General features: G+C 40.9%; 11 protein-coding genes. 10 read left to right on the top strand and 1 reads right to left on the bottom strand.

Translation table 11 applies throughout. The features are described 5' to 3' along the window. Window positions 1–404: 404 nt before the first annotated feature. The 7 genes from murG (at window position 405) to lpxC (ending at window position 8,552) form a co-directional block, all read left to right on the top strand. Complete coding sequence (murG, locus tag B9T27_RS02080; RefSeq protein ID WP_086205195.1) at window positions 405–1,502, top strand: undecaprenyldiphospho-muramoylpentapeptide beta-N-acetylglucosaminyltransferase; 1,098 nt, start codon at window positions 405–407, stop codon at window positions 1,500–1,502. 13 nt (window positions 1,503–1,515) lie between these two features. Next, window positions 1,516–2,964: a UDP-N-acetylmuramate--L-alanine ligase gene (murC, locus tag B9T27_RS02075; RefSeq protein ID WP_086205194.1), complete on the top strand. Its 1,449-nt coding sequence runs from the start codon at window positions 1,516–1,518 to the stop codon at window positions 2,962–2,964. Between the two features lie 99 nt (window positions 2,965–3,063). Then, complete coding sequence (locus B9T27_RS02070; protein WP_086205193.1) at window positions 3,064–3,993, top strand: D-alanine--D-alanine ligase; 930 nt, start codon at window positions 3,064–3,066, stop codon at window positions 3,991–3,993. A 3-nt stretch (window positions 3,994–3,996) separates the two neighbouring features. Continuing rightward, the gene (locus B9T27_RS02065; protein WP_086205192.1) at window positions 3,997–4,851 is read left to right on the top strand and encodes a cell division protein FtsQ/DivIB; all 855 of its coding nucleotides are present in this window, start codon (window positions 3,997–3,999) and stop codon (window positions 4,849–4,851) included. A gap of 61 nt (window positions 4,852–4,912) precedes the next feature. Then, window positions 4,913–6,178, top strand: coding sequence for a cell division protein FtsA (gene ftsA, locus B9T27_RS02060; RefSeq protein WP_086205191.1), 1,266 nt, complete (start codon window positions 4,913–4,915; stop codon window positions 6,176–6,178). Window positions 6,179–6,340: 162 nt separating this feature from the next. Then, window positions 6,341–7,525 carry a cell division protein FtsZ gene (ftsZ, locus tag B9T27_RS02055; protein ID WP_086205190.1) on the top strand — a complete coding sequence of 395 codons (1,185 nt, stop codon included), beginning with the start codon at window positions 6,341–6,343 and terminating at the stop codon, window positions 7,523–7,525. Between the two features lie 124 nt (window positions 7,526–7,649). Continuing rightward, window positions 7,650–8,552: a UDP-3-O-acyl-N-acetylglucosamine deacetylase gene (gene lpxC / locus B9T27_RS02050; RefSeq protein WP_086205189.1), complete on the top strand. Its 903-nt coding sequence runs from the start codon at window positions 7,650–7,652 to the stop codon at window positions 8,550–8,552. Between the two features lie 98 nt (window positions 8,553–8,650). Here the strand turns inward: lpxC and B9T27_RS02045 are convergent, their stop codons facing one another. Beyond that, window positions 8,651–9,091 (bottom strand): DUF721 domain-containing protein, encoded by a 441-nt coding sequence (locus B9T27_RS02045; protein WP_086205188.1) that lies wholly within the window; start codon window positions 9,089–9,091, stop codon window positions 8,651–8,653. 104 nt (window positions 9,092–9,195) lie between these two features. Between B9T27_RS02045 and B9T27_RS02040 the strand changes: the two genes are divergently transcribed. From B9T27_RS02040 to B9T27_RS02030, 3 genes are all read left to right on the top strand, one after another. Next, a complete protein-coding gene (locus tag B9T27_RS02040) occupies window positions 9,196–9,903 on the top strand; it encodes a M23 family metallopeptidase (RefSeq protein WP_086205187.1) in 708 nt (235 codons plus the stop codon). A 259-nt stretch (window positions 9,904–10,162) separates the two neighbouring features. Further along, window positions 10,163–12,877 (top strand): pyruvate dehydrogenase (acetyl-transferring), homodimeric type, encoded by a 2,715-nt coding sequence (gene aceE / locus B9T27_RS02035; protein ID WP_086205186.1) that lies wholly within the window; start codon window positions 10,163–10,165, stop codon window positions 12,875–12,877. A 2-nt stretch (window positions 12,878–12,879) separates the two neighbouring features. After that, window positions 12,880–14,850, top strand: a complete 1,971-nt coding sequence (locus B9T27_RS02030; RefSeq protein WP_086205185.1) for a 2-oxo acid dehydrogenase subunit E2 — start codon at window positions 12,880–12,882, stop codon at window positions 14,848–14,850. Window positions 14,851–14,953 lie beyond the last annotated feature (103 nt).

Here is a 14,953-nt window from a genome sequence, read left to right as displayed (position 1 = left end):
TCCATGAAAACAAGTTGGTATTTTTGAGTATAGAGAGAATAGTTGGATTTATGTAGTCGATAAATTGAATAATATTATATATTTTTTGCATAATAAGATAAATTTTATCTAATTTATGTCCGAGTTTTTTGAATGGTTTTGCAAATGACCTCTCCGCTGTATGCATCTGCAGATATATCTTTGAATGGACAATAATGAATGGAATATTCAGAGAATTGTATTAATTTTCTTCTTTTTTCATGGATTAATAATAAAACTAGTTTAAACTTTCATTTCAGTAGAAAAAAACAATGAAATGCTGGGTGAAAAAAAGTAAATAAACTTTTTCCTATACGCGTTTGTGATTACAATTGGTTTTTTAAAATTTACTTTTCTCCTCTTATTTTGAATTGAAGAATTAGACCGTGACTGAACCTCAACAAAGCACACCCAAAAATGTCATGATGATGGCCGCTGGTACAGGCGGACATGTATTTCCTGCACTTGCTGTTGCTAAAGAGTTACAGCAACAGGGTTGCCAAGTATCTTGGTTGGCGACGCCTACGGGTATGGAAAATCGATTATTACAACAACATGATATTCCCATTTATCAAATTGATATTCAGGGCGTACGTGGCAATGGCATGCTACGTAAATTGGTGGCACCGTTTAAAATATTGAAAGCGACTTTGAGCGCAATGCGCTATATGAAACAGCTCGAAATAGATGCTGTTGCTGGTTTTGGGGGATATGTTGCAGGTCCGGGTGGTTTAGCAGCACGTCTATTGGGCATTCCAGTACTGGTTCATGAACAAAATGCAGTTGCTGGTTTTACCAATACACAATTGTCTCGTATTGCCAAAACGGTCTGTCAGGCTTTTCCCCATACTTTTCCTGAAAGTGATAAAGTCGTGACGACAGGTAACCCAGTTCGTACTGAAATTACTTCAATTTATAATCCATCTTGGCGTTATCAAGAGCGAAAGAATCATCATGAACCGATTCATATACTCATTGTTGGTGGTTCATTGGGGGCGCAAGCATTAAATGAATGTGTGCCACAAGCTTTAAAACAGTTTACTGTGCCATTGAAAGTGTTTCATCAATGTGGTCAGAATAAACAAGAATCGACTCAGGCATTCTATGCAGATGCCCCTAAAAATTTAGAGGTTGTAGTACAACCCTTTATTGAAGATATGGCACAGGCCTATGCTGATGCCGATTTAATTATTTGTCGGGCAGGTGCTTTGACTGTGACTGAAGTCGCAACTGCAGGCGTGGCCGCGGTGTTTATACCGTTACCGAGTGCGGTAGATGACCATCAAACGGCCAATGCAAAATTTTTAGAAAATATTGGTGCTGCGAAAATTTGTGCGCAAGCCACGATGACACCAGATTCGTTAAAGGATTTATTAACGCCGTTGATGAACCGCCAATTACTCATGGAAATGGCGGTGAAAGCTCGTCAACAAGCTCAACCCGATGCAACACAACGCGTGGTTGGTTTAATTCAAGATTTGTAAGTTCGAGTAGATTATGTCCCCAACAAGCCCTGCTGATAAAGCAAAAAGCCTGATTAAAATCCCAGAAATGCGCCGTATCAAACATATCCATTTTGTGGGTATTGGTGGTGCGGGGATGTGCGGTATTGCAGAAGTTTTGAAAAACCAAGGGTATAAAATCTCTGGTTCTGACATTAAAGCATCGAAAACGACTGCTCAACTGGAAGAAAATGGGATCAAAGTTTATATTGGACACGCAGCAGAAAATATTAAAGGTGCCAATGTATTGGTAGTTTCCACTGCAATTGATACTGAAAATTTAGAAATTAAAACCGCAATTGAAACGCGTATCCCCGTAGTTCGCCGTGCAGAAATGCTGGGTGAATTGATGCGTTATCGTCATGGTATTGCTGTGGCAGGAACACATGGTAAAACCACAACGACCAGTCTCGTGACCTGTATGTTGGCTGAAGAAAATATGGATCCGACCTATGTGATCGGTGGTTTACTTAATCGAACTGGCGTGAATGCTGCTTTGGGTGCGAGTCGTTATATTGTGGCTGAAGCAGATGAATCTGATGCATCATTTTTATATTTAGAACCAATGGCAGCCATTGTGACCAATATTGATGCTGATCATATGGACACTTATGGTGGCAGCTTTGATGTACTGAAAGATACCTTTATTAAGTTTTTACAAAAAATGCCGTTCTATGGTTTGGCTGTCGTCTGTGGTGATGATGCCAATATTCGTGAAATTATGCCCCGTATTGGCCGTCCCGTTTTAACCTATGGTTTTAATGAAGATAACGATATTCGAGCGATTGATGTCGAACAAATAGGGATGCAATCACACTTTACCGTATTACGTAAAGGGCGTGATCCACTGAAATTAACCATCAACTTGCCCGGTTTACATAATATCTTAAATGCGCTTGCCGCGATTGGTATTGCAACGGATGAAGGTGTTTCAGATGCTGCGATTGCTCGTGCTTTAGAAAGTTTTAGTGGTGTAGGCCGACGTTTTCAAGTGCAAGGTCAGTTTAGCTTGGATGATGGTGATGTGAAATTGGTGGATGATTATGGACATCACCCTAAAGAAGTTGAAGCAACTATAAAAGCTGCACGCGCAAGCCATCCAGATCGTCGTTTGGTGATGCTGTTCCAACCGCATCGTTTCTCACGTACACGTGACTGTTTTGACGATTTTGTTGATGTGTTGTCACAAGTTGACCAGTTGTTATTGCTGGAAGTGTATGCTGCGGGAGAAAAGCCGATTGTTGGTGCGGACAGTCGTGCTTTAGCACGGAGTATTCGTTTACGTGGCGAAGTTGAACCCATTCTGATTGACCCAGTGGAAGGTAACTTAGAGCACATCATGAAAAAAGTGTTACAAGCGAATGACTTGTTATTAACTCAAGGTGCGGGTAACGTGGGAGCGATTTCGTTAGAATTAGCTCAAAATCAATTATATTTAAAATAAGCGCATAGATTGGCTACTTGCAGAAACCTCTGGGGAGGTTGGCAAGAGCTTGAGTGGTTTAACTTAAATTGACTAACTTTAAAGTTTAAGGATATAAAAGTGTCAAATGCTTCTAAATTCGGCAAAGTAGCGGTATTGCTTGGTGGTAAATCTGCTGAGCGTGAGGTGTCATTAGATAGTGGTAAAGCTGTATTAGAAGCATTATTACGTTCAGGGGTAAATGCCGAAGGTTTTGACCCGCAAGAGCGTAGTGTCACTGAGTTGGTTGCTTATGACCGTGCATTTATTGTTTTGCATGGCCGTGGTGGTGAAGATGGTCAAATTCAGGGAACACTGGAGTGGCTGAACGTACCTTATACTGGTACGGGTGTGCAGGGTTCTGCGATTGGTATGGATAAAGTCAAAACCAAGCAAATTTGGCAAGGTTCAGAGCTTCCAACAGCACCTTATCGCATTGTAAGTCAAGATACCGATTTAAAAGAAGTTATTTCTGCTTTAGGCCTGCCTCTTATTATCAAGCCAGTACATGAAGGCTCAAGTGTTGGTATGAGCAAGGTAGAAAGAGTCGAGGATCTTGCAGGAGCGATTACTAAAGCGATTCAGCATGATGCTGTAGTCATGGCTGAACAATGGATTACTGGTCGTGAATTTACCATTTCATTTTTAAATGGTCAGCCTTTACCAGTCATCCGTTTACAACCCCCAGCTGATGTTGCTTTTTATGATTATGAAGCAAAATATAATCGTAATGATGTCGAATATGGTATTCCTTGCGGTTTGACTGAAGCTGAAGAGCAAAAATTAAAGGCACTTTGCTTACGTGCATTCCAAGCGGTTGGAGCCAGTGGTTGGGGCCGTATAGACGCAATGCAGGATCAACAAGGTAACTTCTGGCTGCTTGAAGTGAATACTGTACCAGGTATGACCAGTCATTCTTTGGTACCTAAAGCGGCAAATGCGGTGGGTTATAGCTTTGATGAACTGTGCGTAGCTATTTTAGAACAAACATTAGCAGGCGATACGCAGTAATTTATGGCTCAACTTCCAGCTTCTATGCGTCGTAAACGCGCAGCGATTACATCAATACATGAAAAACCTCCAACCCGTAAGGAAAAGTTAACCAATGCGGGTGGATGGGTATTGTTAATTGTTGCGTGTCTAGTGTTGCTACTTGGGGTTTTTGGGCTCTATAAAGTCATTACGGATGCAAGAGTTGCAAATTTACAGGTAGTTGGCACAGATTCTGCATTAGCAACACAACAGCTGACGCAGCATTTAACGCCGGTGGTGAAAGATAATTACTTTACTTCCGATTTAGAGAAAATTCGTGATCAGGCTTTGCAAATCTCATGGGTAGATCGAGTTGTAGTTTCTCGCGCATGGCCGAATGCGATTCGGGTTCGTGTCATGCCACGGCATGCGATTGCACGTTGGGGAACAGGACGTTTACTGAGTGATGGTGGGGAAGTTTACACAGAAGTGGTGATTAAAGATCATACAAAACTACCGATGTTACATGGGCCACTCAGCCAATCCAAAATGATGATGCGTCGTTATAATGAAATTAATCAATTATTTCAACCTGTTGGTTTACGTTTAAAAGATTTATATTTAACTGAGCGTATGACTTGGTTTATGCAGTTTGATTCGGGTTTACGTGTAATTGTGGATCAAGATCAAACCATGAGTAAATTGCAGCGCTTAAGTCATTTGGCACAAACTGATTTAAAACCTGTTTGGCCAAAAATTTCAGCTATAGATTTACGTTATCGAAATGGTCTTTCAATCCAGTGGAAAAATTCAATTGCCCCTAAGATTGTGAATGGTCAGTTTGTTGTAACCAATGATGACATAAGCGTTGCAGATAGAAGAGTTGCAAAGCCATAATACGTGGCTGGATAGAGAGGCATTAAGCCAAATATAAACAATGAAGAAGATGGTATGAGTGATGAGTGAAGCTGTTCCCTCAGTTGTTGCGATAGACATTGGGACACATAAAGTTTCAGTTCTAATTGGTAAAGTGCATGCCCCTGATAAAATTCAGGTTATTGGTATGGCCAGCGCACGTAATAAAGGTATGAATAAAGGCAAAATTGTTAGCCTTGAAAAAGTGACCAATGCCATTAAACATGCCGTTCAAGAAGCAGAAGACATGGCAGAGTGCCGTGTACATTCAGCTTGGGTTTCAATTCCCAGTACAGAATTACAAAGTTTTTATGCCTCAGGTCGCACACCGATTGCGAATCCTCAACATAGCATTACCACTACTGAAGTAGTACGCGCCTTAGATTTAGCGAAAGCCAGTCATATGACATCTGATCATTATTTGGCAAGTGCTGTACCTTTGGGTTTTGAATTGGATGATTCTCCAGAATGGGTGCAAAATCCAATTAACCTTTCTGCACATAGTATGACTGCACATTATCAATTGATGATGTTACCGATTAGCATTATGCAAAACCTTGATCGTGCGATGAAAGGTGCCAATATTTCAGTTGAAAAAATGGTGGTCTCTAGTCTAGCAACGGCTGAAGGCAGTCTGTTAAAAGATGAAAAAGAATATGGCGTTTGTTTATTAGATATTGGTGCAGGTACCACCAATATTGCTGTATATATTGAAGGGCATTTGGCTTTAGCACATACTATTCAACGTGGTGGTGAAAATGTAACCCGTGATATTGCGGCTGTATTACAAACTACAACAGAAGAAGCTGAACGTGTTAAGTTACTCTATGGTTGTGTAGATTTACATCAAGTTAAACCCGAGCATATGATTCAGTTCGAAGCGATTGATGGTCCTCAATCCATTAGCCGTATCGAACTATCGGAAATTATCATTGCCCGTTACGAAGAAATATTAGGTTTAGTGCGTGAAGAATTAGAAAAACGTGGCGCATTACAAAGTTTGTATCATGGCGTAGTGTTAACTGGCGATGTTTGCCAAATTGAAGGGATGGTGACACTAACTCGGCGGTTACTTGGGGTTTCAGCTCATTTGGGGAATCCACCTATACAAGTTTATGCTGATGATCAACATTTATCGGCCCTGCGTCGTTCGATGTATGCAACAGCGGCTGGGTTATTGATGTTTAGCCAAAGTGATATGCAGGCAGCTATTGACGAACCGGAAGTAAATGATGGTAAGCGCCCAATGTTTGATCGTATTGTGAATGGCTGGAATGAGCTAAATAACAAGTTAAAAGGTATTTTTTAGGTTTATTTTTGGGAATATTGTTAGGAAGTTGTAAGCATACTGTCCGATACTTGACAAGCTTTGTAATGCACAGCATTCTAAAAAACAATTTTTATTATTGAAGATCAAGGCAGTATACGGGCTTAAAGCGGCTGCCATAATTTATTAGGAACTCTAAAGGTCATGGCCTCATTTGAATTTTTAGAAGACGAACAAACCGATAGTAACGGTCAAGCCCGTTTTACTGTGTTTGGTGTTGGTGGTGGTGGTGGTAATGCCGTACAACACATGGTGCAATCGGACATTAAAGGTGTGAAGTTTGTTTGTGCAAACACAGATAAACAAGCACTAGATCGTATGAATGCCCCATTCAAGATCCAATTGGGTGAGCAAAGTACCCGTGGTTTAGGTGCTGGTGCAAATCCTGATGTGGGTTCAATTGCTGCTGAAGAAAGTCGTGAACAGATCCGTCAACACCTAGAAGGTGCGGATATGGTATTTGTGACTGCTGGCATGGGTGGTGGAACGGGTACTGGTGCTGCACCAGTAGTTGCTGAAATTGCCAAAGAAATGGGTATTTTGACGGTAGGTGTTGTCACCACACCGTTTAATTTTGAAGGTCGTCGTCGCCAACGTTCTGCTGAAAAAGGCATTGATGCTTTAGAAGCGCATGTAGATTCATTGATTATTATTCCCAATCAACGTTTGTTAAGCGTTTATGGTGATATTTCGATGCAAGATGCTTATCGTAAAGCAGATGATGTTTTGTTAAATGCAGTGCGTAGCATCTTTGATTTAGTAGTACGACCAGGTCATATTAACCTTGACTTCGCCGATTTAAAAACCGCAATGAGTACTCGTGGTTATGCGATGATGGGTGAAGGCAAGAGTAGTGGCTCGGATCGTGCTGAAGAAGCGGCTCGTCTCGCCATTCGTAGTCCTTTACTAGATAACGTCAATATCATGAATGCCAAAGGGGTGTTAATTAACATTACTGGCGGCGCAGATGTTACTTTACGTGAAACTGAAGTGATTACGGATGTGGTCAACCAAATTGTCGATTTGGATGAAGGCGAAGTATTTTTTGGAACCGTATTTGATCCAGATGCACGTGATGAAATTCGTGTGACGGTGATTGCAACGGGTCTTACGCGTAATGCCAATGATACGACGGAAATTAAACGTAAAACTCAGGCCAATATTGCAACGAATATTCAGCAGTCTGTACAAAATACAGCAGATGAAGATGATGTTCCTGCAATTAGTAAACGTCAAAATGCAGATGCAACAGTGACGGCATCAAGTGCATCACCTCGTTCTACGCCAATGAGTATTCAAGACTATTTGAAAAATCAACAGCGTAAGTGATTGATAATTATACATAAGAATTATGATTAGTAAAAAAGGTAGTGATTTTCACTACCTTTTTTATTTTTTATCAATGGCTAAATGTGCTAACGTATGGCGGATTGAGTAATAAGATCGAATGAGCATGTTGAAACAACGGACCCTAAAGCGCATCGTGAAAGCGAGTGGTATCGGACTACATAGTGGGCAAAAAGTATTCATTAACTTTTTGCCTCATGTCGCTGATGGGGGAATTGTTTTTCGTCGTATTGATTTAAATCCGCCTGTAGAGATTCCTGCTGATGCGATGCTGATTCAAGAAGCCTTCATGTGCTCAAATTTAGTTCAAGAAAATGCAAAAGTAGGCACGATTGAACATGTGATGAGTGCGATTGCTGGGCTTGGAATAGACAATCTTATTGTTGAAGTTTCGGCTTCAGAAGTGCCGATTATGGATGGCAGCGCAGGTCCTTTCATTTATTTATTAATGCAAGGTGAGTTGGTTGAGCAAGATGCAGCGAAGAAATTTATACGAATTCTTAAGCCAGTCGAAGCGCTAATTGATGATAAGCGAGCCGCTTTTTCTCCTCACGAAGGTTTCCAAATAAACTTTACCATTGATTTTGATCATCCTGCTTTTGCCAAAGAATATCAGTCTGCTACTATTGATTTCTCAACAGAAACATTTGTTTATGAAGTAAGTGGTGCTCGAACTTTCGGTTTTATGAAAGATTTGGATTATCTCAAAGCCAATAATTTAGCTTTGGGTGCCAGTTTAGAGAATGCGATTGGTGTTGATGATACTGGTGTGGTTAATGAAGAGGGTTTACGCTTTGCGGATGAGTTTGTCCGGCATAAAATATTGGATGCTGTTGGCGATTTATATTTGTTAGGTCATCAAATTATTGCAAAATTCGATGGTTATAAGTCAGGACATGCTTTGAATAATCAATTGTTACGCAATATTCAAAGTGATCCAAGCAGCTATGAAATTGTAACATTTAATGACGAGAAGCTGTGCCCAATTCATTTTGTCAGTGTGACATAAGTCATTGTCTTTGCATGGCAATGTTATATTATTACAATTATTAGTGTGAATGGTGTCACATTTTAAACTGTATTTAATTCTATAAAAATAAAGTGCGGTTACTTTTTATTGCTTGCCAAACGTAGCATAGCTTGGCTAAGCTTGGGGTCGCTCACAAAAGCGGCGGCATTATGTAACATTTCCTGTGCTGCTGGTGTAATTTGTTTAGCAGTTTTAATGGGTTTTATTTCCGGACGAGTTTTTGCTCTGATAAGAACATGAATCTTTTGTAACTCTTTTAGTTCATGCATTTGTGATAATTGAGAAATATATTGCTTTTGAAGGTAACCGAGCTGACTAATCATGGCTTGATTTTCACCGGTGATCGTCAGAATACCATATTGATAACAGACCACTTGCCATTGCTCCGGTTGAGGCAAAATTGGTTGAATTAGTTTAGTAAGTTTTTGCCAATCAGCAACTTGCTTTTTGAGAAACGATAAGTTTCCTGTTTTTATGTGTTGTCTTGTTTGTTGGAAGACGTTTTTCGGTTCAGACATACATTGTTCCTACATGGTTATGTCTATCTTAAGCGTTCATTTCAGTGAATATCAAGGAAGAGATCACGCAAGGAACTTTTAAAGACAGTTACAAGAGGTTTTTTATGCATTCGCGCCGTATTCTTTTGGCTTTTTCTTTAGCTGCTTCTGCTGCTTCGGTTGCTTTCGCAGATTTAGTTCAATTAGATGCAACCAGAGGTACATCAGCTCCAGATCGTTTAGAGGAGCTTTCAAGAACATTATCACAAGGGGGATATACTCATCCTGATGATATTGATCTGCCTGCAAGTACTCAAATCAATGTTAAATTACGTCAGCAAGAAAAGCCGATTGAATTAAATAACGAATCAATTGCTAAGAAATATGGTAGTAATAACTCTTATTCTGTGAATAATTATTCTGCAAATACAGGTTATTCATGGTTGGTAACGCACCCACTTCCTGATATGAAGCGTGTCAGTTCAAGCTATGGTGGGCGTACCATGGGTGGTCAGGCTGAGCATCATTCAGGTTTAGACCTTTCTGCGCCAAGTGGTACACCGATTTATGCCACGGGCCCAGGTGTTGTAACCAAGTCTGGCTGGGGTACTGGTTATGGTCAATATGTTGAAATTAACCATGGCAATGGTTATATCACGCGTTATGCTCATGCCTCTCGTTTAATTGCCAGTATTGGTGATCGTGTCAAAGCTGGTGAACATATTGCCAATGTAGGTTGTACTGGTCGTTGTACTGGGCCACATTTACATTATGAAGTAGTTAAAGATGGTCAACGTAAAAATCCATCTAGCTATTTAGCCATGTTACCTTAAGTTCTATGCTAGCGATGTGATATCCATTTGATTGCATACAATATCATTATAATTTAAGTGCTATCATTGAATTGAATAGTCATCGTTTAAAAGACCGCCTAATTTGGCGGTTTTTTTACTTTTTCATGAACAATTATGCATGACTATTTAGTTATTAAATAATGGTGCGTTTTTACATTCATCTGTAACGATAACTTAACAACCCTAAAACATGATACATATAAGATATAGAAAAGAGATCGTATGGAGTAGGTAAGTTATGGCGTATTACGGTGATACAGATGCCCAAGAAACCCAAGAGTGGCAAGATGCCTTTGATTCCGTTTTGCAACATATGGGAACCGATCGTGCTGCATTTTTGCTGGAAAAATTATATCAACAAGCAATTGCAAAACACGTTCCGATTCAGCGAATCAATACGCCTTATTTAAATACTATTTCGGTAGAAGAAACACCTGCAATGCCAGGTGACCAAGATATGGAACGTCGTATCCGTGCTTTAATTCGCTGGAATGCGTTGGCAATGGTACTACGTGCGAATAAAACAGGTGATGATCTAGGTGGCCACTTAGCGAGTTTCGCTTCTTCAGCGACATTATATGACGTTGGTTTTAATCATTTTTTCCGTGCTAATAGTGATCATTTCGGTGGTGACATGATCTATTACCAAGGGCATTGTGCACCGGGAATTTATGCACGTTCATATTTAGAAGGTCGTTTAACTGAAGATCAACTGAATAATTTCCGTCGGGAAGTGAATGGCAATGGTTTATCGAGCTACCCACATCCGTACTTAATGCCTGATTATTGGCAATTTCCGACAGTATCGATGGGCCTAGGTCCGATTATGTCAATTTATCAAGCGCATATTCAAAAATATTTGATGAATCGTCGTTTAATCAAAGAAGAAGACCGTAAAGTTTGGGCTTATCTGGGCGATGGAGAGATGGATGAGCCAGAAAGCTTAGGTGCAATTTCACTGGCTGGTCGTGAAAAGTTAGATAACTTGATTTGGGTAGTAAACTGTAATTTACAGCGTCTAGATGGACCTGTTCGTGGTAATGGTAAAATTATTCAAGAACTTGAATCTATTTTCCGTGGCGCTGGTTGGCGTGTCATTAAAGTAGTTTGGGGTCGTCATTGGGATCCACTACTCGACAAAGATACTTCAGGTGCTTTAAAAGCGCGTATGGAAGAAGCACTGGATGGTGATTATCAGCGTTACCAAGTAAAAGGTGGTGCTTATACACGTGAGCAGTTCTTTGGCAAATATCCAGAAGCAAAAGAGCTAATTAAAGATTTAAGTGATGAAGATATTGATAACTTAAATCGTGGCGGTCATGACCCGTACAAAGTCTATGCAGCCTATGCAGCCGCAATGACACGCAATGGTCAGCCGACAGTAATTTTGGCGAAAACAGTCAAAGGTTACGGTTTGTCTGATGAAATTGAAGCGGTCAATAAAACTCATCAAATCAAAAAGATGCATGTAGATTCACTACGTTATGTACGTGATCGTTTTAACTTACCATTTACTGATGATCAGTTGGAAGGCTTGCCGCTGTATCGTCCGGGTGAAAACTCACCTGAAATGAAATACATGAAAGCACGTCGTGAAGCATTAGGTGGTTATCTTCCTGCGCGTCGTAAAGACAGCGTAGCTTTAGATATTCCTGAACTTTCAGTCTTTGACGGCGTATTAAAAGGTAGTGCAGGTAAAGAACAATCTACGACCATGGTGATGGTGCGTTTAATTGCGTCATTGTTGAAAGATAAAGCCATTAAAGATCGTGTTGTGCCAATCGTTCCTGATGAAGCACGTACCTTTGGTTTAGAGGGAATGTTCCGTCAACTGGGTATTTATGCTGCTCACGGACAAAACTATACCCCAGAAGATCAAGAACAGTTAATGAACTATCGTGAAGCAAAAGATGGTCATATGCTGAATGAAGGGATTAACGAAGCGGGTGCGATGAGTGCTTGGACCGCATTGGGAACCAGTTATTCAACCAATAACTTGCCAATGATTCCAATGTACATGTATTACTCGATGTTTGGTTTCCAACGTATTGGTGATATTGCATGGGCAGCAGGTGATGCTCAAGCGCAAGGTTTCTTGTTGGGTGCAACTGCAGGTCGTACCACGCTAAATGGGGAAGGCTTACAGCACCAAGATGGTCATTCACATATTTTAGCCAATACCATTCCAAACTGTATTTCTTACGATCCTTGTTTTGGTTACGAGTTGGCTGTCATTGTGCATGATGGTTTACAACGTATGTATGTCAATCAAGAGCGTGTATTCTATTACTTGACGGTAATGAACGAAAATTATGAACACCCTGCGATGCCTGACGATGTGGAAGAAGGCATTAAACGCGGTCTGTACTTGCTCGAAGAAGATACAAAAGCAACAGTACAGCTGATGGGTTCAGGTGTCATTCTCCGTGAAGTGATTAAAGCAGCAAAAATTTTGCGTGATGAATATCAAATTCATTCCAATGTTTGGAGCGCGACAAGCTTTAATGAGTTGGCACGTGATGGTATGGCATGTGAAGAATATAACCGTTTACATCCATTAGCGGAAGAAGCCAAAGAATCTTGGGTTTCTCAAATGCTTCGTCCAACAGATGGTATTGTGGTCTCTGCGACCGATCATATGCGTGCGTATAGCGAACAGATTCGTGCATATCTTCCAGACAACCGTCCGTTTGTGGCTTTAGGTACAGATGGTTATGGTCGTTCAGATACACGTGGCACTTTACGTAGTTACTTCGGTGTCGATGCAGCGCACATTGTGGTTGCAACCTTGAAGAAATTAGCAGATGAGGGTGAAGTAGATGCGCGTCTTGTTAAAGATGCAATTTCCTCATTTGAACTTGATGTTGATCGCCCTGTAGCATGGTTACCTCAAGCTCATCCTTCAGTTCAAGATGTTGCACCTTATGCAGAACCATCAAACGAGGAGAAATAATCATGCAAATTACTACTCCCGATATTGGTGTCGATAAGGCCACAGTTGCTGAAATTTTGGTAAAAGTTGGTGACACAATTGTTGTAGATGAGAGCATTGTCTTGCTCGAGTCAGATAAAGCCTCTGTTGAAGTGCCTAGCACTTCAGCAGGCGTGGTGAAAAGCATTCTGGTTAAAGAAGGCGATGAAGTGTCTGAAGGTCAGGTACTAATTGAAATCGAATCAGGTGCAGCAGAAGTTGCATCAATTACTCAGTCAGAACCTGTACAAGCTGAAGTTAAAGTTGAATCAGCATCCGTTGTACCAACACAATCAGCGGAACCAGTTTTGACTAGCGCTCAAGTCGTTGATGTTAAAGTTCCTGATATTGGTGTTGAAAAAGCGCTGGTCGGAGAAATTTTAGTTAAAGTCGGTGATGAAATTTCGATTGATGACAGTGTTGTTGTGGTGGAGTCAGATAAAGCGACTGTAGAAATACCGAGTACAGTTGCAGGCACTGTAGCTAGTATTGAGATTCAAGAAGGTGATAGTGTTAAAGAAGGTGTGGTCATCATTACGGTGAAAACAACAGCTTCTATGCCTACTGCAAATGTAGCCACAGCTCCAATAGCATCAACTTCTGTCACTGCACCAGTACCAACAGTTGCAGCTGTAGCGGCATCAGTTGTGACTCAATCTGGTTCTGTTGAGATTACGGTTCCAGATTTAGGTGTCGAAAAAGCCACGATTTCCGAAATTTTGATCAGCGTAGGTGATCGTGTTGAAAAAGATCAAAGCTTATGTGTAGCTGAGTCGGATAAAGCCTCTGTCGAAGTGCCAAGTACCGTTGCAGGGGTGGTCAAAGCTATTCATGTGGAATTGAATCAATCTGTTTCTCAAGGTACGGCTTTGGTGACGATTGAAACGGAAGCTCAATCTGCTCCTGTTCAATCACAAGCCAGTGTGCAAAAAACTGTTGTAGCACAAGCTGAAGCCCAGCCTGTTGCCAAAGCAGTAGTTGAAAAATCAGTTGCAGTGACGACGCCAGCAAATGCGGATAAATTGACTAAAGCGCAACAGTTGGAAAATGCTAAAGTTTATGCAGGGCCTGCGGTACGTAAGCTGGCGCGTGAACTTGGTGTGGTACTTTCTAATGTGCAGGCGTCTGGTGTACATGAGCGTGTCATGAAAGATGATGTGTTTGCTTATGTGAAAACACGTTTAACAGCACCTCCAGCAGCAGCTACTGCTACCGCTCCAATTGTATCCGGTTTACCCGCATTGCCAGATTTTAGTGCATTTGGTGGTGGTGACGTGAAAACCATGACCCGCTTACAACAAGTGTCGGTACCGCAGTTGTCATTGAATAACTTTATTCCTCAAGTTACTCAATTTGATTTGGCGGATATCACTGAACTTGAAGCATGGCGTGGTGAGCTTAAAGCGGGCTTCAAACAACAAGGTGTCAGCCTAACGATTTTGGCATTTATTGCTAAAGCATTAGCATTTTTGTTAAAAGAAGAGCCGTATTTTGCGGGTCATTTGGCGGATGATCAAAAAGGTGTATTACTGCGTAACGAAATCCATATGGGAATTGCAGTTGCAACTCCAGATGGTTTAACTGTTCCAGTCCTACGTAATCCTGATCAAAAATCAATTAAGCAAATTGCAATTGAGTTGGGTGAGCTAAGTAAAAAAGCGCGTGATAAGAAACTTTCACCGAAAGATTTACAAGGTGCAAACTTTACTATTACCAGTCTTGGTTCAATTGGTGGAACAGCATTCACTCCATTGGTTAATTGGCCTCAGGTGGCAATTCTGGGTATTTCCCCTGCAACTATGCAACCAGTGTGGAATGGTCAGGACTTTGATCCGCGTTTAATGTTGCCACTTTCATTGTCTTACGACCATCGTGTTATTAATGGTGCAGATGCAGCACGTTTTACCAATAAGCTTACAAAAATTTTAGCAGATATTCGTACGATCTTGCTTTAAGCTGGACTCAAGAGAGTCCACATATAAAAACCTCGCTTTGGCGGGGTTTTTTGTTTTTAGAATGTTGCTTTTAACTAGCTTGAGATTGAAAAATAGTAACAAG

It is taken from the genome of Acinetobacter sp. ANC 4648, from assembly GCF_002135345.1.
GTDB lineage: Bacteria > Pseudomonadota > Gammaproteobacteria > Pseudomonadales > Moraxellaceae > Acinetobacter.
Note: the sequence above shows the minus strand (reverse complement) of the source record. Positions and strands in the feature narration are given on the sequence as shown.

Excerpts from the sequence above, each read along its gene's own strand:
- B9T27_RS02045 (WP_086205188.1), bottom strand. The coding sequence starts at position 9,091 with ATGTCTGAACCGAAAAACGTCTTCCAACAAACAAGACAACACATAAAA.
- ftsA (WP_086205191.1), top strand. The coding sequence starts at position 4,913 with ATGAGTGAAGCTGTTCCCTCAGTTGTTGCGATAGACATTGGGACACAT.
- murC (WP_086205194.1), top strand. The coding sequence starts at position 1,516 with ATGTCCCCAACAAGCCCTGCTGATAAAGCAAAAAGCCTGATTAAAATC.
- ftsZ (WP_086205190.1), top strand. The coding sequence starts at position 6,341 with ATGGCCTCATTTGAATTTTTAGAAGACGAACAAACCGATAGTAACGGT.
- B9T27_RS02040 (WP_086205187.1), top strand. The coding sequence starts at position 9,196 with ATGCATTCGCGCCGTATTCTTTTGGCTTTTTCTTTAGCTGCTTCTGCT.
- B9T27_RS02065 (WP_086205192.1), top strand. The coding sequence starts at position 3,997 with ATGGCTCAACTTCCAGCTTCTATGCGTCGTAAACGCGCAGCGATTACA.
- lpxC (WP_086205189.1), top strand. The coding sequence starts at position 7,650 with ATGTTGAAACAACGGACCCTAAAGCGCATCGTGAAAGCGAGTGGTATC.
- aceE (WP_086205186.1), top strand. The coding sequence starts at position 10,163 with ATGGCGTATTACGGTGATACAGATGCCCAAGAAACCCAAGAGTGGCAA.
- B9T27_RS02030 (WP_086205185.1), top strand. The coding sequence starts at position 12,880 with ATGCAAATTACTACTCCCGATATTGGTGTCGATAAGGCCACAGTTGCT.